The organism is Spirochaeta thermophila DSM 6578 (genome assembly GCF_000184345.1).
GTDB classification, from domain to species: Bacteria; Spirochaetota; Spirochaetia; order Winmispirales; family Winmispiraceae; genus Winmispira; species Winmispira thermophila.
On sequence record NC_017583.1, the window covers coordinates 1,166,534 to 1,186,563 of the forward strand.

Genomic DNA, 20,030 nt, shown 5'->3' on the forward strand with positions numbered 1-20,030 from the left:
TTTAGCCCCGTGGTGCCGATACAGAGAACGCATGAATGTGAAGAGAGCACTCGGCGTCACAGCATGGATACTGGTGTGTGTCGCGGTGATGACCGCGGAAGATGTTCCGGTCACACGGTATGCGGTCCGTCCGGGGGATACATTGTTCGGTATCTCCCGGACGTTTCATATTCCTCTGGAAGTCCTCCTCTCGAGCAATCCAACGGTGGACGAGAGGAATCTCAAGCCGGGACAGGAACTCCTCCTCCCGGGGGTCTACAGGGTACAAAAGGGGGATACCCTCTACAGCCTTTCACGACGGTGGAATGTGCCTCTCGAAACCCTGAAGGAGGTGAACGGTCTCACTTCCAACGTGATCAAGGCGGGGGATTTCCTCTACCTCCCTGTGGAGGGGATACCGGTCCTCCGGAATGAAGATTCTCGAGAACAAGAGACGCCGGAGGGTGAAGCCCCGTCCCCTGTCGTGTATGAGGCGGGAGGGACGTGGCCCCATCCGGGAGAGAGATCTCCGCTCGAAGGAAGGGTGAGAGGGGTGAGCATCAGGGCATCGATGGGGGATCCCGTGATCTCGGTGACCGGAGGACGAATCATCTGGGTGGGACCGTACGGGAGTTTCGGTAAAGTGGTGATGGTGGAGTTCCGGGGGTACATCTACGTCTATGGGGGACTCGAGGAGGTACAGGTATCCCCTGGGGAAATGGTAGGGAAGGGTACGAATCTCGGAACTGCAGGGAAGACACCCTTGGGAAACCCGGTGTCGGTCTTCTTCTTCGTCTACAGGGACGGACAACCGGTGGATCCCGAGAAGGCTCCTCGTGCAAATTCATGAGGAAATTTCTTCCATTTCCTTGACTCGAGCGTACCCGGCTATTATTCTTAGAGATAGGCCCATGGAACACAAACAACACATCCATTCCATGTCCCATGAACAGCAGCAGGTGAACCACCCAGCGAAGAGAAGAAGCACGAGAGATGTGTCAGCACGGGAGGATGAACTCTCCGATGCGGATGCCCTCGCGCTCTACCTCAAACAGATCTCCTCGTATCCTCTCCTCACTCCGGAGGAAGAGCACTGGATCGGGGGGGAAATACAGAGGATAAAACTCCGATTGCGGGAGCTCTCCTCGCTCCCCGAGGAGCAACGGGCTCATCATTTCGAGGAGGAACGACGGCTCGATCAACGCCTCCGTGAACTCAAGAACAGAATGATAACGGCCAACCTGCGTCTCGTGGTGTCCATTGCGAAGAAATACCAGCACAGAGGCCTTTCCCTTCTCGATCTCATAGATGAAGGGAACATAGGGCTCATCGAGGCCGTGGAACGGTTCGACTATACCAAGGGATGCCGGTTCTCCACCTACGGTACATGGTGGATTCGGCAGGCCATCGTGAAGTCGCTCGCCGACAAGAGCCGCGTGATCCGCATTCCCATCCACATGCTCAACACCATAAAGAACGTGTTCATGCTCTCCAAGGAGCTTGCCCAGGAACTGGGACGTGATCCCACGGAAGAGGAGCTCTCCCGATACACCGGGCTTCCGGACAGGCGGGTGGCGGAAATCATGCAGGTCTCACAGGAAACGGCCTCCCTGGATATCACGGTCGATGAAGAGAACATGACCACACTGGGGGACCTCGTTTCCGACGACGAGGATCAGGGCCCCTTCGAAAAGGTCTTCCATCGGTACCTCCGTGACGTCCTCCTCGAGGCGCTCAGCGATCTCAGTGAGCGCGAGAGAAACGTCATCTCCCTTCGTTTCGGGCTCAACGGTGAAGGACCGCTCACCCTGGAAGAGACCGGGAAGTTGCTCGGGATCACGAGGGAACGGGTGAGGCAGATCCAGGAGAAGGCCCTGGCCAAGCTGAGGGAGATGGGATTCATCAGAGATTTTCGTCATTATACCTGAAGGTCCGGTATGGAATTTTCAACGATCACCACTCGGGGGGGAGACGAAGGAGTCTCCTCCCTCGCATCTGGGGAAAGAAGGCCGAAAGACGATCTGGTCTTCGAAGTGCTCGGCGATCTCGACGAGCTGGTCTCTTGGCTCGGCGTATTGAAGGCATCGCTGGCGGGGAGCGAGTTCCGGCTCTCAGATGTCCTGGAGGAAATTCAACGCAGGCTCTTCGTGTTGGGGGCTCAGGTTGCTTCAGTGGGTAAAGGGGATCACAGACGCTCGGTTTCTCCCGACGATGTGGAAGAACTCGAGAAAGAGGAAGCGGATCTCCTGAGAAAGATCCCTCCCCTCAGAGGATTCGTCCTTCCGGGCGAGAACCTCGCCTCCGGTTATGCCGACCTCGCCCGGGCGGTCTGCAGACGGGTCGAGCGTTCGCTCGTTCGCTATATCCGTGAGCGGGGGATGACCGATCTCGCGGAGGGACAGCGATACCTGAACCGACTTTCCGACTACCTCTTTGTCCTCGCCCGCTATCTGGGCGGCGGGAGAAGCGTTCCGGTCACCACGTGAGCGTCGAGCATGGTATCGCCGTCGAAGATGAAGAATCCTTCCACGTAGCGGCCTTCCAGGAGATGGGGAATCCAGAGTTTGTCGTCCTCCCACATACGATCGTAGGGGATGGAGGACACAGGACTCCACAGCGGGGTGGCTTCTTCTGTCTCTCTGAGTGTACCCTTATAGGAGAAGGCCCTGAAGACCGTGCCGTGAAGGGAGTAGCCGTCGGTGAACAGGAAGTGCAGACGGGCGCACTCCTGGGGTTGGATCGGGATCAGCCCGACCTCCTCCTGGGTCTCTCTCACTGCCGCCTCGAGGGCCGTCTCCCCTGGTTCAATCCTTCCTCCGGGGGCGTTGATCTTCCCCTTTCCAAGACCGCGTTTCTTGTGGATGAGGAGCACCCGCTCGCCCTCGAAGACAAAACAGAGCACCGCTCGTTCGGTGAAGGAGAGCGATTCCCACTGAACGTCCTTCGCTGAAGTATGCTCGTAGAGGTGGTGTGTTTCGGACATATGGGATATACTATCTCGCAAAGATCGAGGTTTCGTCAATGAGAGCGGTATGAGAAAGACAGGGAGTGCCGACCTTCCTCTCCACACGGGACGCGTTCCTGCATGGCTCGCCGAGCGGATGAGGCGTCTCGCCGGTCCGCTTGCAGAACTCATCCTCCTCGAGTTCGGAGAGGAGGGATTCCTCTCTCGACTGGCGGATCCTCTTTGGTTCCAGGGGTTCGGCGCGCTTCTCGGTATGGATTGGCACTCTTCCGGGGTGACCACTTCCGTGCTCTACGCCCTCAAACGGGCCCTCGACGAGCGTCCGGAACTTGGTATCGAGGTGTGCGGCGGGAGGGGGAGATTCTCCCGCGAGACTCCCGAGCAGCTCCTCGCCTTCGCCGAACGCACCGGACTCGAGGGCGAGGTCCTCGTGAAGACATCTCGTCTCGTTGCCAAGGTGGACAACACCTGTGTGCAGGATGGGTATCAGCTCTACCTCCATGCCTTTGTGGTAACCCGCTCGGGAAAGTGGGTGGTGATCCAGCAGGGGATGAATCCCCAGGAACGGACGGCGAGGCGCTACCACTGGTATTCCCAGAAGGTGAGCGACTTCTTCGCCGATCCCCACACGGCCGTGGTGGGGCCGCACAGGGGCCGGATCCTCAACCTTGCCGCCTCCGGGGCGGCCCCAGCCCGAGAGGGGATACTCGACTTCGTGGCCCAACCCCTGAAGACCCAGCTCGGGGAGCTCGCCCGGGCCGTGGACTGCGTGCGCATGCCATCCCGTCACCAGGTCGCTCCTTTGGATGTAGACCCGGTTCGGCTGGGGGCCGTACTCGCCGTGGCCCATGAGGCCTCACTCAGGGAGTTCTCGGAGTTCCTCCTCCTCAAGGGGATGGGTCCCCGGACGCTGCAGGCCCTCGCCCTGGTGGCGGAAGTGGTCTATGGTGCGCCGGTGCGCTTTACGGATCCGGCCCGCTTCTCGTTCGCACACGGAGGAAAGGACGGCCATCCGTTCCCGGTACTCACCGGGGTCTACGACAGGGTGATAGAAGAGCTCGACATCCTGGTGGGGAGAATGAAGGCGGATCGCTCGGAGAAGCGTGCTTCGCTCCAGAAGCTACACGCGTTCACACGTTGGGTGGAGGAGACCTTCCAGCCGAAAGCGGATGTGAGCGCCGCGATGGAGTACGAACGAGTGAACGCCCCGCTCCATGGAGGCAGATCTGTGGGGGAGGGCCGCGGAAGGAAAGACCTTCGAGGGGAATCGAGCACCTCCCCGCTTCAGTTCGAGCTTCCGTTCTAGCAGGTAGGTGAAAGAAAAACTTGCAAGATATGGGAAGATGTTGTATACTCTTCGTGAAAACGCTTGCATAGCGAGCGTATAACCTTATGAGGAGGTCGCGTTATGAGACGTCATGTTGCCTCTCTCTTCATGTTGCTTCTCGTCGGCGCCCCCTTCCTGATGGCACAAGGTGGGGGTGAGGCCGCCGGAGAAGCAGGCGAAGTGCTCATCACCCTCTGGACCCAGGAAGGTGAAGCAGAAGGAGCTTTCCAATTTGTGCAAACGCTTGCTCAAGAGTTCTCCGAAACCCATGAGGGTGTGACTATCGAGGTGCTCAACAAGGACACCGAGGCCCTTCGTGAGGACTTCCAGACCGCGAGTCTCGCCGGGGCTGCACCCGATCTTCTGTGGACCGTGAACGACCATGCCGGTCCGTTCGTCGTCGCCGATCTCATCCAGCCCGTCGAGAACCTGGTGGATCTTTCGAAGTATGTCCCCTCGGTGGAGATGAAAGGTCATGTCTGGGGAGTGCCCATCTCGAGCGGCAACCACCTCATGCTCCTCTACAACAAGGACCTCGTGCCGAATCCACCGAAGACCACCGACGAGCTGATCAAGATTGGCTCTCAGCTCAAGGCAAAGGGTGTGATTCCTCTCGTGTTCAACCAGACCGAGCCGTTCTGGCTCGTTCCCTGGCTCGGAGGCTTCGGTGGAAAGGTCTTCGCTTCGGATGGGGTGACCCCGACCCTCAATACGAAGGAGATGGTGGCGACCTTGAAGTTCCTCCACGAGCTCAAGTTCACCCACGGACTACTCCCGCCCGAGTCCGACTACGACGGTGCGGATACCCTCTTCAAGGAGGGGAAGGCCGCGATGATCATCAACGGCGACTGGTCGCTGAGCGGCTACAGGGATGCCATGGGTGAGAAGCTCGGTGTGGCCCGGATCCCCAAGGTGAGCGCCACAGGGCTCTGGCCTGCGCCTTATACGAGTGGAAAGTACTTCATGATCCCCAAGGAAGTCTCCGGTGCGAAGCTCTCTGCAGTGGTGGAATTCATAAAGTATGCCACGAACTATGACAACCAGATCCGGATGGTGAAGACGCTGAGTCGTCTGCCCGGCCTGAAGGCGGCGCTTGACGATCCCCTCATCAAGAACGATGAGATTCTCAAGGCCTCCGCCGACCAGATGGCCGTGGGCACGCCCATGCCCTCCGTGGTCGAGATGAGGGCGGTGTGGGATGCGATGAAGCCGGAGATGAATGCGGTACTCGCGGATCAGAAGACCCCCGAGGAGGCGGCTGCTGCCATGCAGGGGGCCGCGGAGGCAGGCATAGAGGCACTCAGGTAGGGAGTTTCTCCAGGCCTGTGATACACTGAGGAAGGGGGGAGGAACCCTCCCCCCTTTTTGGTCGAATGGAGGCGATATGAGAACAGGCATCATAGCCACCTCGCTGGGACAGGTGGGGGGGACCATCTTCTTCATCCTGGGGGGCGTGCTCCTCCTCGAGGTGCTTCTCTGGGGGGTGGGACGTGCCTTCAGGATGAAGAACATGCTCCTCTACATGCTCCTGGCTCCGGGTATCGTGGGACTCATCCTGTTGGTGGTCTATCCCCTGGTGTTCGAATTGGCCCTGGCCTTCAGCAACATGAGTCTTCGCACGTTCAAACATCCCACGTTCGGGATAAAGGAAGGGATCGACAATTTCGTACGGGTCTTCACCCGGCCGGTACTCAAGCAGACGTACTTCTTCCCCATCTTTTTCAGAACGGTACTGTGGACGGTGATCCAGGTGAGCGCCCACGTCACCTTGGGGTTGGGGCTTGCGATCCTCCTCAACCGGCCCATGTTCCTCAAGAACATCTACAAGGCCTTCCTCATCCTCCCGTGGGCGATACCGGACATCATCTCAGGACTGGCGTGGCGGGGGGAGTTCCACTACGAGTACGGGGTGTTCAACATCATTCTCACACGTCTGGGTGCGGATCCCATCCCCTGGAAGTCGGATCCGCTCTGGAATTTCGTCGCCATGAACATCACGAACATCTGGCTCGGTGTTCCCTTCATGATGGTGATTTCGCTCGGAGGTCTCCAGAGTATCTCCAAGGAATACTACGAGGCTGCCCAGATCGACGGCGCAACGAGCGCCCAGAAGCTGTGGTACGTGACCCTTCCCCTTCTCAAGCCCATCCTCACGCCGGCGGTCATCCTCGGCGTGATATGGACCTTCAACAACTTCAACGTCCCCTATTTCATCAATCAGAACGAGCTGGAATCGTCCGACCTCCTGGTGACCGCGCTCTTCAGAGCTGCGTTCGAATACAACCAGTACGGATTCGCCGCGGCCTTCGCCTTTGTGGTGTTCCTCATCTTGCTCTTCTTCTCTCTCTGGTACATAAGAATAACCGGCGGCTTGAAGGGGGTGAAGGAATGAATGTGATGAAGAGATCCATGAAGCGTATTACCATAGGTGGGGATCCTCTGTGGTTCAGGGTGTTCACCCATGCGGTGCTCATAGTAGCCTGTGTGATCGCCCTCTTCCCCATCTTGCGGATCGTCTCCGTGTCTCTGCGACCGGGTGACAGACTGCTTTCCACCTCGCTCAGGATCGTCCCCGAGGGGGCGACGCTCGAGAACTACTACAATGTGCTCTTCAAGAAGGACTTCTTCCTGTGGCTGTGGAACAGCCTGGTGGTGAGCGTGACCACGGCCTTCATCGGGCTCATGCTCGCTTCCACCGCAGCCTACGGGTTCTCCCGCTGGAACTTCCCCGGCAAGAAGACGGGCCTGGTCTTCCTCCTCGCCACCCAGATGATTCCGGCGAGCATGATGATGATCCCTCTCTACATCCTTGCGGCACGGCTCGGGTTCCTCAACACCTACAGGGGGCTCGTCCTGGCCTACTCGGTGGGGTCCATTCCGTTCAGCGTGTGGATACTCAAGGGCTACTACGACTCCATCTCCGCCTCCCTGGAGGAGGCTGCGATGATAGATGGAGCCACCAGGATGCAGACCTTCTACAGGATCATACTGCCGCTCTCGCTTCCCGGGCTGTCCATCGCCTTTCTCTTCAATTTCATGAGCGCGTGGAAGGACTTCCTTCTCGCGAGGATCATGCTCCAGAAGGATTTCCTCTTCACCTGGCCGCTCGGGCTCCAGCAGTTGCAGGGGCAGTTCAGGACCTCGTGGGGGATGTTCGCCGCGGCTTCCATCATGGTGGCGATTCCAGTGGTAGCGCTTTTCCTCTATACTTCGAGATATCTGATCTCGGGTCTCACCCTGGGTTCGGTGAAGGGGGACTAGCCTGGGGTCTGTCGTAGCGGTCTACGGATGTGACATCGAGTGTTCGGAAAGGAGAGAGTATGGTGTCTGCAGGAAGGTGTGAATCGTGGGTCGTGGTGGACGGCTCCACCGTCAGGTTCGAATTCGAACGGGGTGTCATGGAAATTTCGTCGCATGCGAAAGGAATCTTCAGGGTACGGTTCGGGAGGTCGTGTCCGCTCCGGGAGTACCGGAGCCTTTCGGTGGTGGGGAGTGCGCGGCCCGTGGAGCTCGAGGTGCGTGAGCTCGAGGGAGGAGTGGAGGTGGGGGACGGCATGCTCCGGGTGGTGGTGAAGGATGGTGGTGCGGCTTCATGGTATCGGAGCGAGGTCTTCCTCTGGGAGTCGGAGGGGGTCTTCCGGGACGTGGAGTGGATGGAGGATCGGCACCGACTCGGGCCGGAGGACGAGGTGTTCGGGCTGGGTGAACAGATGACGCCCCTCTCCCGGCGGGGCTATGTGATAGAGAACTGGAACACGGATGCGAACTTCCCCCATACCGAGGCATCCCGGCCCATGTACTGCAGCATCCCGTTCATGCTGGGAGGGCGGCTGGGGGGCGGCCCGTGGTGGGGGTATTTCCTCGATTCGCCCTACAGGTCGCTCTTCGATGTGGGGAACGCCGATCCCGAGAGACTCACGGTGCGCCTCTTCCGTGACGACCTCACGGTGTACGTGATGTCCGGGGATGCCCCTCACGAGGTGCTCTCCCTCTATACCGGGCTGACGGGGAGGCACGAAGTTCCTCCCCTGTGGAGCCTCGGGTATCAGCAGTGCAAGTACAGCTACATGTCGGAGGAGGAGGCACTCGGAGTGGCGAGGCGGTTCCGGGAGCTCGACATCCCCTGTGACGGGTTGTGGTACGATATCGACTACATGGATGGGTACCGTGTCTTCACCTTCGACAGGGGACGCTTCCCGAATCCGGCGGAACACTTCAGGGCCGTGAAGGAACTGGGGTTCAGGCCGGTGGTGATCGTGGATCCGGGGCTCAAGGCCGATTCCCCGGGTGTGTATCCGGCGGTGGACGAGGGAAGCGAGAGGGGGTTCTTCCTGCGCAGGCCCGACGGGTCGGAGTTCGAAGGGAGGGTGTGGCCCGGTCTGGTGAAGTTTCCCGACTTCTCGAGGGAGGAGGTGCGGTCCTGGTGGGCCGGGCTCCACAGGGTCTACTTCGAGGCCGGAGTGGAGGGGATCTGGAACGACATGAACGAGCCGGCCCTGCTCTCGGATCATGTCTTCGAGAGCAAGACGGTTCCGGAGGAGGTGCGGATGTACGACGAGGGGCGGTGGTCGGGACAGGACAGGATGCACAACCTCTACGCCCTGCTGGAGGCGATGGCGACGAGAGAGGCCTTTGAGCGGTTCCGTCCGGGAAGGAGGCCCTTTCTGCTGACGAGGGCGGGGTTTGCGGGGATCCAGCGGTATGCGGCGGTCTGGACGGGTGATAACCGTTCCACCTGGGAGCATCTGCGCATGTCGATCCCGCAGATCCTCAACATGGGGCTCTCCGGGGTGGGGTTCGTGGGTGCGGATGTGGGAGGGTTCGGTGAGAATGTGACGCCTGAGCTCCTGGTACGGTGGTACCAGCTCGGGGCCTTCTACCCCTTCTTCAGGGGGCACAACGCCAAGGGGTTCGTGCCGCAGGAGCCGTTCGCCTTTGATGGTTCGGTCACGGATCTCTGCAGGGAGGCCATACGTCTGAGGTACCGCCTCCTCCCCTATGTGTATGAGCGCTTCCACGAGATGGCGGCTACCGGTGCGCCGGTGTGGCGTCCTCTCTTCTGGTACGACAGGAGCCCGGATGCACTCAGGAACGACGAGTTCTTCCTGGGGGGGGACCTGGTGGTGGCACCTGCGCTCGAGCGGGGGATGCGGCGGAGAATGGTCTACCTCCCGCCGGGTGAGTGGTTCCACTACCACACCCACGAGAGGTGGGCGTCGGGGTATTCGATCGTGGAGACCCCGATCGACAACATCCCGGTGTTCGTCCGTGCAGGGGCGGTCATCCCGGTGTATCCGTCGGCCATGGCTCATACCGGGGAGAGGGAGGTGAGGGTTCTCTCTCTCGAGGTGTGGCCCGATGGCGAGGCCGAGGGGGTCTTCCACGAGGACGATGGGGAGACGCCCGCTCCTGCTCTGGTGCACAGATTTACAAGGGACCGGAACCGGCTTATCATACACTGGGAGGCCGGGACGCGGTTCGAAGAGGTTCGGGTCCTCCTTCCTCTCCCCGGGGGAGCGTGGAGGAGTCTGTCGGTTCCCGTGAGGGGGGGACGTACCGAGATCGATCTGGATGAAGGCTGATGAGGAAGAAGGTGACGATCAAGGATGTGGCCTCGAGAGCCGGGGTGTCTCCTTCCACCGTGTCCCGGGCCATCTATTCGACCGCGAAGCTCAAGCCCGAGACCAAGGAGCGGATCTTCCGGGCCATGGAGGAGCTGGGCTACTACCCGAATGCGGCGGCCCGGGCCCTGGTGCACAAGCGGACCATGACGCTCGGGGTCATCCTTCCCAACGGGGAGGATGACCTCTTTCTCAATCCCTTTTTCATCCACGCCTTGCGGGGATTGAGCATCCACGCCCAGTCGCGGGGGTACTTCATCCTCTACGCCTTCTCGAACAACGAGGAGGAGGAGATCTCCTTCATCGAGGAGCTCTATCGGTCACGGAGGATCGATGGGGTGGTTGCCCTCACGGTGCGGAGGAACGATGCCTGTCTCGCGTTCATGAAGCAACAGCAGATCCCGTTCGTGGTGATAGGGCACCCTGAGGGGCTCAAGGGCGTGCTCTGGGTGGACAACGACAACTTCCAGGCGATGTATCGGCTGGTGAACTGGATGGTGGACAAGGGATACGCCGAGCTGGCCTTCCTTGGGGGGCCTGCCGAACTGATGGTGACGCAGGATAGGTGTGCAGGGTTCGAACAGGCGCTCAGGATAAGGGGGCTTCCTCTCAGGGAGGGGAGGGTGCTCTATGCAAAGGGGTTTTCCGAGGAGGAGGGGTATCGGTGTGCGAGTGAACTTCTCTCGAGGGACCGCACCGTGGATGGGATTCTCACCACGGACGATCTGCTTGCGATCGGGGTGGTGAGGGCGATCGAGGAGCTGGGGATCACCCGCCATATCGGAGTGACGGGGTTCAACAACACGGTACAGGGGCAGTTCCATCGGCCGTCTCTCACCACGGTGGATATCCATCCCTATGATCTGGGGTATCACGCCGCGCGTCTCCTCATCGCCCACCTCGACGAGGAGGAGAACGTGCCCCCTCACTTCGTGGTGGATACGCACATCATCCCCCGGGAGACGACTCGTCCGTAGGGGTTGATGGGGCGGGGAGGTTCGGTGTACACCCACAGGGTATGTGTTCGCGGAGGTGTGTATGGTGGTCCATGTCGTGATGTGGAGGCTGGCCGATGCCTCGCGTCGGGAGGAGGTGCTCCGGGAGGTGCGGGAGCGGCTCCTCTCCATGCAGGGACGGATCCCACAGGTTCTGGACGTGGAGGTGGGGGTCCAGGGGAGGCCGGATCCGGATGCGTACGATGTGGTGCTCGTGACGAGACACGCGGATTGGGAGGGTCTGGATGCTTACCAGGTGCACCCCTACCACCAGGAGGTGAAGGCCTTCCTCGGTGAACGGCTCACCGGGCGGTGCGTGGTGGACTACGAGGTGAGGGCGTGAGGCGCCATGGGGCGTGGGCAGGGTGATGCCAGGGGGGGAGCGATGCGGCTCGTGGTGAAGACCGGGGAGCGGGTGATGTGGGTGTGGGTGGAGGATGGTGCAGGGGAGCCGGTGGGTGGGGTGAGGGCGGCGATCTCGTTGGCTGCGGCGGGGGATATGGGGACGGGGATTGAGGGGACGCCGGCGAGGGAGGTGTGGTGCAGGGAGGTGGGGGTGGGGAAGGTGCGGTGTGTGCGGCAGGTGCACGGACGGCGGGTGGTGGATGCAGGGGAGGCGGGGGTGGAGGCGGACGGGCTCGTGGCGCAGGAGGTGGTGTGCGGAGTCACGGTGGCGGATTGCGTGCCGGTGTGGGCGTGGCGGATGGATGGGGGGGTGTGGGGGGTGGCGCACTCGGGGTGGCGGGGGACGGGGATCGCGGGGGAGCTGGTGCGGCGGTTGGGGGGTGAGGGGGTGGTGGCGGTGGTGGGGCCGTCCATACGGGCGTGCTGCTACCGGGTGGATGAGGAGCGGGCGAGGTGGTTCGAACGGGCGTGGGGCGAGGGGGCGGTGGTGTGGAGGGAGGAGGGGCCTTATCTGGACCTGGCTGCGGTGAACCGGAGGCTCTGCAGGGAGGCGGGGGCGAGGGTGTTCGTCGTGGATGCATGTACCGCCTGTGATACGCGCTTCGGTTCGTTCAGGCGGGAGGGAACGCACTTTACGCACATGCTTGCCATAATCGGAAAAATCGCGCACCTTTAGATGGCTCACGCATCGGGTGATCGACGTTTCCCATTACGTTCAGGTAAGGAGAGGAAGACGTACGATGAGAGAATGGGCTCTGACGAAGTTGAAACGAGAGTGGACCGAACGGATCCGAACCGTGCTCCTCGATCTGGCCCGGGAGAAGGGCCTCCTCCTCGACGAGGTCGGCCTCGTGGCCCAGCGTCCTCCTTCGTCGCAGTTCGGCGATGTCGCCTTTCCCCTCTTCGGGTTCGCGAAGGTCTTCAGGACCGCACCCCAGAAGATCGCGGAGGAGGTCGTGGCGCGACTTCTTCCAGAGGGAGCTGTGAGGAAGATTGAGGGAGCGGGGGGATATGTGAATCTCTTCCTCGACAGAGAGGCGTTCGCCCTTTCGGTGCTCTCCGATATCGCACATGCCGGACCCGGGTACGGAGCCGGAACCCTTCACCAGGACAAGCGGATCATGGTGGAATTCTCCTGCCCGAACACCAACAAGCCCCTCCATCTGGGGCACATGCGTAACAACATCCTGGGAGAGAGTGTCTCCCGCATCCTCGCCTCCCAGGGTGCGGATGTCCTCAAGGTCAATCTCATCAACGACAGGGGGATCCACATCTGCAAGTCCATGCTCGCCTACAAGAAGTTCGGCGAGGGGAAGACACCCGAGGAGGTGGGGAAGAAGCCGGATCATTTCGTAGGCGACTTCTATGTGAAGTTCAACGAGTGGGCGAAGACGGACTCCACGGCCGAGGAACAGGCGCGAAGGATGCTCAGAGCCTGGGAGGATGGGGATGCCGAGGTGCGGGCCCTCTGGGAGAAGATGAACCGCTGGGCGATCGAAGGCATAGAACAGACCTACCGTCGCACCGGGATCTCGTTCGACAAGATCTACTATGAGAGTGACACCTATCTGCTCGGCAGAGACCTGGTGTTGAAGGGACTCGAGGATGGGGTCTTCTACCAGGAGGAGGACGGCTCGGTCTGGGTGGATCTCTCGGAGATCGGTCTGGACAAGAAGGTGCTGCTTCGGAGCGACGGGACATCCCTCTACCTCACCCAGGACCTGGGAACCGCGGTGGCCCGGTACCAGGACTGGGCCTTCGATCTCCTCATCTATGTGGTGGCCTCCGAACAGAACTATCACTTCAGGGTGCTCTTCTACGTCCTCGAAAAGCTCGGTTTCTCCTGGGCGAAGAACCTCTACCATCTCTCGTACGGGATGGTGAATCTCCCCGAAGGGAAGATGAAGTCCCGTGAGGGGACGGTGGTGGATGCGGACGACCTCCTCGATCGGCTCGTGGAGATGGCCCGCGAGGAGATCAGGGAGAAGGGGCGTGTGGACGAGGTGGAGGACATCGATCGTACGGCGGAGGCCATCGCCCTGGGCGCCCTTCACTACTTCCTCCTCCAGGTCTCGCCCAACAAGGACATGATCTTCAACCCCAAGGAGTCGCTCTCCCTCACCGGCAACACCGGACCCTATCTGCAGTATATGGGCGCCCGCATCTGTAGTATGGAGCGGAAGGCCGATCCTTCCCTCGGGGTGCCGGTGGAGGAGGTGCCGACGGCCGAGCTTGTCGACGATGCCTCATGGGAGCTCATCGTGCTCCTCTCCCAGTTCCCCGAGGTCGTGGAATCGGCTGCCAGGGAGTACAACCCGTCTCTGGTCATAGGCTTCCTCTACGAGTTGGGAAAGACCTTCAGCAGCTTCTACCACGACAACCCCATCATCACCCATCCGAATAAAGATACCGCCCGGGCAAGGCTCGCGCTCGCCCGAGGGATCCGACAAGTGTTGGAGAACGGATTCAGACTGGTGAACATCCCGTTCCTCGAGAAGATGTAAGAATCTACAAAAATGTAGAAAATTTCTCTCGAAAACCTACATTTTGGTGGATCATGAGGGTGAGAGGGGTGGAGGCGTGAATCGGTATCTCGGTAGTCCCTCCCACCCCGGTACTTATTCTACTCTCGGGTATTGTATAAATATTACAAATCTGGTACGTTCTTTGCATAAATATTAGTCCCGAAATTTCTGCGATGGAGAGGTGTATGGCGTTCAAGAAGAGACCGGGTCCGCATGGCTTGTACCACCCCTGGTTCGAACACGACAGTTGCGGTGTGGGATTCGTCGCCAACATCAAGGGGCGACCGAGTCACACGATCGTGGAGCACGCGAAGGACATCCTCATCCATATGACGCACCGCGGTGCGGTGGGCAGTGAGAAGAACACAGGCGATGGCGCCGGCATCCTGGTGTCCCTCCCTCATCCCTTCCTCGCACGGGTCGCAAAGGAAGACCTGGGCATCGATCTCCCCCCCGAGGGGAGCTATGCCGCAGGGCTCGTCTTTTTCCCCCGGGAGGAAGAGAGACGGGAGGCCTGTCGTGTCGTCATGGAGGAAGTGACCGCTCGTTACGGGCAGAAGGTGCTCGGCTGGAGGAGGGTGCCGGTGGTCGACGACATGATCGGCCCTACGGCGAAGGCCTCCGAGCCGGTCATCGAGATGTTGTTCGTAGGCGCGGAAGAAGGGATCGATATCGACACTTTCGAACGCAGGCTCTTCCTCATAAGGAAGAAGGCGACCCACATGCTCCGGGGAAAGGAGCACGATCCCGACGACTTTTTCTATGTCTGCAGTCTTTCCCCCCGGGTGATCGTCTACAAGGGGATGCTCACCCCCGAACAGCTCTTCCGGTTCTATCCTGATATCATGTCCCCCGACTTTGCCTCGCACATCGCCATGGTGCATTCCCGGTTCTCCACCAACACCTTCCCGAGCTGGGACCGGGCCCAGCCGTGTCGCTACATGAGTCATAACGGAGAGATCAACACCCTGAGAGGCAACATCAACAAGATGCGGTCGAGAGAGGGACTTCTCAAGAGCGATCTCTTGGGAGACGGGCTCAAGGAAGTCTTCCCCATCATCGAGCCGGATCTCTCCGACTCGGGAACCTTCGACAATGTGCTCGAGCTCCTCATGATGGGAGGGAGGAGCCTTCCCGAGGCCGTGATGATGATGATTCCCGAGGCCTGGCAGAACTACAAGATGGAGGACGACAAGAGGGACTTCTACAAGTACATGAGCTGCCTCATGGAGCCGTGGGACGGCCCGGCCTCCATCGCCTTCACAGACGGACGCGTGATCGGTGCGGTACTCGACCGGAACGGTCTCAGGCCGAGCAGGTACTACGTGACCGAGGACGACCTCGTGATCATGGCGAGTGAGGTGGGCGTCCTCCCCGTGGACCCGGCCAAGGTGGTGAAGAAGGGGCGCCTTCAACCGGGCCGGATGTTCTTCGTCGACTTCCAGGAAGGGCGTATCGTCGATGACGAGGAGATCAAGAAGAAGATCTCCAATGCCCGCCCGTATGGGGAGTGGCTCAAGGATCAGGTGATCGAGCTCGATGAGCTCAAGACCGAAGTCGAACCTCATGGCTTCTACCCCGAGACGATCAAAGAGCGGCTCCGGATGTTCGGATACACGAGAGAGCATCTCTCTATGATCCTCAAGCCCATGGTGCAGGATGCGAAGGAGCCTTTGGGGTCCATGGGGAACGATACACCGCTCGCGGTTCTCTCGAACAAGCCACGTCTCATGTACGACTATTTCAAGCAGTTGTTCGCGCAGGTGACCAATCCGGCCATCGACTCGATCCGGGAGTGGAAGGTCATGAGCCTGGAGACGTTCATCGGGCCGGAGCGGAATCTCCTCGAGACCACGCCCGAGCACTGTCATAGGCTCCATCTCCCCTCGCCGTTTCTCACCAACGAGCAACTCGCGGCACTCAAGCATCTCGACTACCGGGGGTGGCGATCGAAGGTGATCGATATCACCTTCCCAAGACGGGATGGGAGGGCAGGTCTCCTCGCATGCCTCGATCGTATCGAAAAGGAGGCGGAAGAGGCCATCAGGGAAGGGTGCTCCCTTGTCATCCTTTCCGATCGGAACGCGGGTCCGGACAGGGTACCGGTGAGCGCTCTCCTCGCCACGGGTACGGTTCACCATCATCTGGTGAGAAAGGCCCTGCGGACACAGATCGGCGTCGTAGTGGAGTCGGGCGAACCCCGCGAGGTGCACCACTTCTGCATGCTGGTCGGTTATGGAGCCGATGCGATCAACCCTTATCTGGCCTATGAGGCCATCTGGCAGATGGGACGCGAGGGAGAACACGAGTACGATGATGAGACTGCTCTCAATCGCTATATCAAGGCCCTCGAGAAGGGAATGCTCAAGGTCTTCGGTAAGATGGGGATCTCCACCCTCGAGAGCTACAAGGGTGCCCAGATCTTCGAGGCCGTGGGACTCTCCCAGGAGGTGGTGGAGCGCTCCTTCGCCGGTACGGTGAGCAGACTCGGCGGGGTGGGATACGAGACCCTGGCGGACGAGGCCCTCCTCAGACACAGCCTGGGCTATCCCCGCCGTCCGAAACCCATAGGGGACGACCTCCCCAATCCCGGGGATTTCCACTACCGCTATGCCGGTGAGAAGCACATGTGGGATCCCGAGTCCATCGCGAACCTCCAGCACGCATGTTGGTACAACGATCCGGAGGCCTATCGGCGATTCTCCGAGCGGCAGAACCAACGTTCCAGGGAACAGGCCACGATCAGAGGACTCCTCAGGTTCAAGAAGACCACGCCCATCCCTATCGAGGAGGTGGAACCTGCCTCGGAGATCGTGAAGCGCTTCGCTACCGGGGCGATGAGCTTCGGTTCCATCTCGCAGGAGGCACATGAGACACTCGCCATCGCGATGAACAGACTCGGCGGCAAGTCGAATACGGGTGAAGGTGGAGAACTGCCCGAGCGTTTCCTCCCTCTCCCCAACGGGGATTCCAAGCGCTCGGCCATCAAGCAGGTGGCATCGGGCCGTTTTGGAGTGACCATCAACTACCTCACCAATGCCGACGATATCCAGATCAAAATCGCCCAAGGGGCCAAGCCCGGGGAGGGGGGAGAGCTTCCCGGGCACAAGGTCTTCGAGATCATCGCCCGAACCCGGTATACCACACCCGGCGTCGGTCTCATCAGTCCTCCCCCTCACCACGACATCTACTCCATCGAGGACCTCGCCCAGCTCATCTTCGACCTCAAGAACTCGAATCCGGGCGCCCGCATCAGCGTGAAGCTCGTCTCCGAGGTGGGGGTGGGTACCATCGCCGCAGGAGTGGTCAAGGGCCATGCTGATCATGTCCTCATCTCTGGACACGACGGGGGCACCGGGGCGTCACCGCTCACCGGTATCAAGCACGCAGGCCTCCCGTGGGAGCTCGGTATCGCAGAGACGCACCAGACCTTGGTGATGAACGATCTGCGTTCCCGCACCGTGCTCCAGGCCGACGGTCAGATCAAGACGGGACGGGACGTGGTGATCGCCGCGCTCCTCGGTGCGGAGGAGTGCGGGTTCGCAACCGCCCCGCTCATCGTGATGGGCTGTATCATGATGAGGAAGTGCCACAAGAACACCTGCCCGGTGGGCGTGGCAACCCAGGACGAGCGGCTCAGGGCGAAGTTCAGGGGCAAACCCGAATACGTGGAACGCTACTTCTACTTCGTGGCCGAAGAAGTACGCGAGATCATGGCCCAACTCGGTGTCCGCACCTTCAACGAGCTGGTCGGACGCACCGACCTGCTGGAGGTGGACGAGGATGCCATCCCCGAGAAGGCGGCAGGTCTGGATCTCACCCCTGTGCTTGCTCAGCCCCTCAGGCCTCGTCCGGACGTGGGAGTCTACTGTATGCAGGCGCAGGACCATGGTATCGATACGGTGCTCGATCGGAGGCTCATCGAGGATATCGTCCCTGCGGCGAAACGTGGGGAGAAGAAGGAGCTCTTCTATCAGATCCGTAATACCGACCGGGCCACCGGCACCATGCTCAGTCATTCCCTCACCAAGGAACTGGGAGCCGATGCCCTGGAGGACGACAGCTTCATCGTCCGCTTCAAGGGCTCTGCGGGTCAGAGCTTCGGAGCGTGGCTCGCGAAGGGGCTTACCTTCATCCTCGAAGGTGATGCGAACGACTATGTGGGTAAGGGACTTTCCGGAGGGAAACTCGTCGTCGTCCCGCCTGCCGAGTCGGATTTCGTCCCGGAGGAGAACATCATCGTGGGGAACGTGGTGCTTTACGGTGCCGTCTACGGTGAAGCCTATTTCCGCGGCATGGCGGCGGAACGTTTCTGTGTGAGGAACTCCGGCGTCCACGCCGTGGTGGAAGGCGTGGGCGATCACGCATGTGAGTACATGACCGGGGGGACCGCCGTGATCCTCGGGTCTACGGGTCGGAACTTCGGTGCGGGGATGAGTGGAGGTATCGCCTACGTGTGGGACAAGGATGGTGAGTTCAGGGAGAAGGTGAACTACGACATGGTGAACGTGAGGGATCTCCTCCCCGAGGATGAAGAGAACATCCTGAGGCTGGTGAGGAATCACCTCTCGTACACGGGTTCCACGGTGGCCGCTCATGTCCTCGAGACATGGGAGGAGCGCAGGAACGAGTTCGTCAAGGTGATCTCTCCAGAATACGAACGAGTCCTTGAGAGAAAGAAGAAGGGATTGCCGCTCGTGGAGGTGACACATGGGTAAGCCGACTGGATTCATGGAATATGCCCGCAAGGGGATCGTCGATAGAGATCCTCTTGATCGGATAAGGGATTTCGAGGAGTTCCACATCCACCTTTCCGAGGAGGAGCGGAGACAGCAGGGGGCCCGTTGCATGGACTGCGGTGTTCCCTTCTGTCACACCTCCTATGGATGTCCGATCCACAACCTCATCCCGGAGTGGAACGACCTCGTCTACAAGGGGAAATGGGAAGAGGCCTTCTATCGCCTCAAATACACCAACAACTTCCCCGAATTCACCGGACGGGTCTGTCCCGCCCCCTGTGAGACGGCCTGTGTGCTCGGGATCAACGAGCCCGCGGTGACCATCAAGGACAACGAGTGCACGATCATCGATCGGGCCTATGAGATGGGGCTGATGGTGCCCCGCCCGCCGAAGGTACGCACCGGGAAGCGGGTGGCCGTGGTGGGGAGCGGACCGGCGGGACTCGCCGCCGCAGACCAGCTCAATCAAGCGGGTCATCAGGTGACGGTATTCGAGCGTGATGACAGGCCCGGTGGGCTTCTCATGTACGGGATCCCCAACATGAAGCTGGACAAGGGGCTCGTGCAACGGCGGATCGACATCATGGTCCAGGAGGGGGTGGAGATCGTCACGAACGCGTGGGTAGGAAGGGATGTGGATCCGGAGAAGCTCGTGGCCGAATACGACGCGGTGATCCTCGCCATAGGGTCGACCAGGCCGAGGGATCTCCCCGTGCCGGGACGTGATCTCAAGGGGATTCACTTCGCCATGGAGTTCCTCAAGGCCAACACCAAGAGCCTCCTCGATTCGAATCTCTCGGACGGCACCTACATTTCGGCCAAGGACAAGCACGTGATTGTCATAGGAGGCGGCGATACCGGGAACGATTGTATCGGCACCTCCATCCGCCACGGTTGTGCAGGAGTGACGAACTTCGAGCTTCTCCCCAAGCCTCCGGAAGAGAGGGAGAAAGCGGCGCCGTGGCCCCTCTATCCGCGGATGTTCAAGGTGGACTACGGCCATGCCGAGGCCATCGCGAAATTCGGAAGGGATCCGCGGGAATACTGCATCCTCACCAAGGAGTTCATCGGGGATGGACGCGGACATGTGAAGGCCGTCCGCACGGTCAGGGTGGAGTGGGAGAAGGACGAACAGGGACGTCATGTGATGAAAGAGATCCCCGACACTGAGGAGATCTGGAAGGCCGATCTCGTCCTTCTCGCCCTGGGCTTCCTGGGGCCGGAAGAGGACGTGCCTGGAATCCTCGGCCTTGAGAGGGATCCGAGGAGCAACATAGCGGCACCTTACGGCTCCTTCCTCACCTCGCATCCTAAGGTGTTCGCTGCAGGTGACGCCAGGCGGGGTCAATCCCTCGTGGTATGGGCCATCCATGAAGGGCGTGAAGCTGCATACGAAGTGGACCGGTTCCTCATGGGAGAGAGTGTTCTGCCCAGGATGAGACCTTGACCATGCAGCGCCTATATGGTATACACA

15 protein-coding genes are annotated in these 20,030 nt (G+C 60.4%); 14 read left to right on the top strand and 1 reads right to left on the bottom strand.

Annotation, left to right across the window (positions count from 1 at the left end):
- Window positions 1–31: 31 nt before the first annotated feature.
- The 3 genes from SPITH_RS05270 (at window position 32) to SPITH_RS05280 (ending at window position 2,465) form a co-directional block, all read left to right on the top strand.
- Window positions 32–829 (top strand): M23 family metallopeptidase, encoded by a 798-nt coding sequence (locus tag SPITH_RS05270; RefSeq protein ID WP_014624664.1) that lies wholly within the window; start codon window positions 32–34, stop codon window positions 827–829.
- 61 nt (window positions 830–890) lie between these two features.
- Window positions 891–1,907, top strand: a complete 1,017-nt coding sequence (locus SPITH_RS05275) for a sigma-70 family RNA polymerase sigma factor (RefSeq protein WP_014624665.1) — start codon at window positions 891–893, stop codon at window positions 1,905–1,907.
- A gap of 9 nt (window positions 1,908–1,916) precedes the next feature.
- Window positions 1,917–2,465, top strand: coding sequence for a cob(I)yrinic acid a,c-diamide adenosyltransferase (locus tag SPITH_RS05280; RefSeq protein ID WP_014624666.1), 549 nt, complete (start codon window positions 1,917–1,919; stop codon window positions 2,463–2,465).
- On the opposite strand, the gene SPITH_RS05285 is transcribed toward SPITH_RS05280, so the two are convergent.
- The gene (locus SPITH_RS05285; RefSeq protein WP_014624667.1) at window positions 2,426–2,962 is read right to left on the bottom strand and encodes an 8-oxo-dGTP diphosphatase; all 537 of its coding nucleotides are present in this window, start codon (window positions 2,960–2,962) and stop codon (window positions 2,426–2,428) included. The two genes, SPITH_RS05280 and SPITH_RS05285, sit on opposite strands and share 40 nt — an antisense overlap.
- Before the next feature lie 49 nt (window positions 2,963–3,011).
- Here SPITH_RS05285 and SPITH_RS05290 point away from each other — a divergent pair, with 49 nt between their 5' ends.
- The 11 genes from SPITH_RS05290 (at window position 3,012) to SPITH_RS05340 (ending at window position 20,003) form a co-directional block, all read left to right on the top strand.
- A complete protein-coding gene (locus SPITH_RS05290; protein WP_014624668.1) occupies window positions 3,012–4,250 on the top strand; it encodes a DUF763 domain-containing protein in 1,239 nt (412 codons plus the stop codon).
- A 102-nt stretch (window positions 4,251–4,352) separates the two neighbouring features.
- Window positions 4,353–5,579 carry an extracellular solute-binding protein gene (locus SPITH_RS05295; protein ID WP_014624669.1) on the top strand — a complete coding sequence of 409 codons (1,227 nt, stop codon included), beginning with the start codon at window positions 4,353–4,355 and terminating at the stop codon, window positions 5,577–5,579.
- A 76-nt stretch (window positions 5,580–5,655) separates the two neighbouring features.
- A complete protein-coding gene (locus tag SPITH_RS05300) occupies window positions 5,656–6,663 on the top strand; it encodes a carbohydrate ABC transporter permease (RefSeq protein ID WP_014624670.1) in 1,008 nt (335 codons plus the stop codon).
- Window positions 6,664–6,668: 5 nt separating this feature from the next.
- The gene (locus tag SPITH_RS05305; RefSeq protein ID WP_245523464.1) at window positions 6,669–7,532 is read left to right on the top strand and encodes a sugar ABC transporter permease; all 864 of its coding nucleotides are present in this window, start codon (window positions 6,669–6,671) and stop codon (window positions 7,530–7,532) included.
- Window positions 7,533–7,591: 59 nt separating this feature from the next.
- Window positions 7,592–9,853, top strand: coding sequence for a glycoside hydrolase family 31 protein (locus SPITH_RS05310; protein ID WP_014624672.1), 2,262 nt, complete (start codon window positions 7,592–7,594; stop codon window positions 9,851–9,853).
- Window positions 9,853–10,869: a LacI family DNA-binding transcriptional regulator gene (locus tag SPITH_RS05315; protein WP_014624673.1), complete on the top strand. Its 1,017-nt coding sequence runs from the start codon at window positions 9,853–9,855 to the stop codon at window positions 10,867–10,869. The genes SPITH_RS05310 and SPITH_RS05315 overlap by 1 nt, the downstream gene beginning before the upstream one ends.
- 61 nt (window positions 10,870–10,930) lie before the next feature.
- Window positions 10,931–11,230: a Dabb family protein gene (locus SPITH_RS05320; protein ID WP_014624674.1), complete on the top strand. Its 300-nt coding sequence runs from the start codon at window positions 10,931–10,933 to the stop codon at window positions 11,228–11,230.
- Between the two features lie 6 nt (window positions 11,231–11,236).
- On the top strand, window positions 11,237–11,968 hold the full coding sequence (locus tag SPITH_RS05325; protein ID WP_281047845.1) for a purine nucleoside phosphorylase YfiH/LACC1 family protein: 732 nt from the start codon (window positions 11,237–11,239) through the stop codon (window positions 11,966–11,968).
- A 64-nt stretch (window positions 11,969–12,032) separates the two neighbouring features.
- A complete protein-coding gene (gene argS / locus SPITH_RS05330; RefSeq protein WP_014624676.1) occupies window positions 12,033–13,796 on the top strand; it encodes an arginine--tRNA ligase in 1,764 nt (587 codons plus the stop codon).
- Window positions 13,797–14,002: 206 nt separating this feature from the next.
- Window positions 14,003–18,535, top strand: a complete 4,533-nt coding sequence (gene gltB / locus SPITH_RS05335) for a glutamate synthase large subunit (RefSeq protein WP_014624677.1) — start codon at window positions 14,003–14,005, stop codon at window positions 18,533–18,535.
- Window positions 18,528–20,003: a glutamate synthase subunit beta gene (locus tag SPITH_RS05340; protein WP_014624678.1), complete on the top strand. Its 1,476-nt coding sequence runs from the start codon at window positions 18,528–18,530 to the stop codon at window positions 20,001–20,003. The genes gltB and SPITH_RS05340 overlap by 8 nt, the downstream gene beginning before the upstream one ends.
- Window positions 20,004–20,030 lie beyond the last annotated feature (27 nt).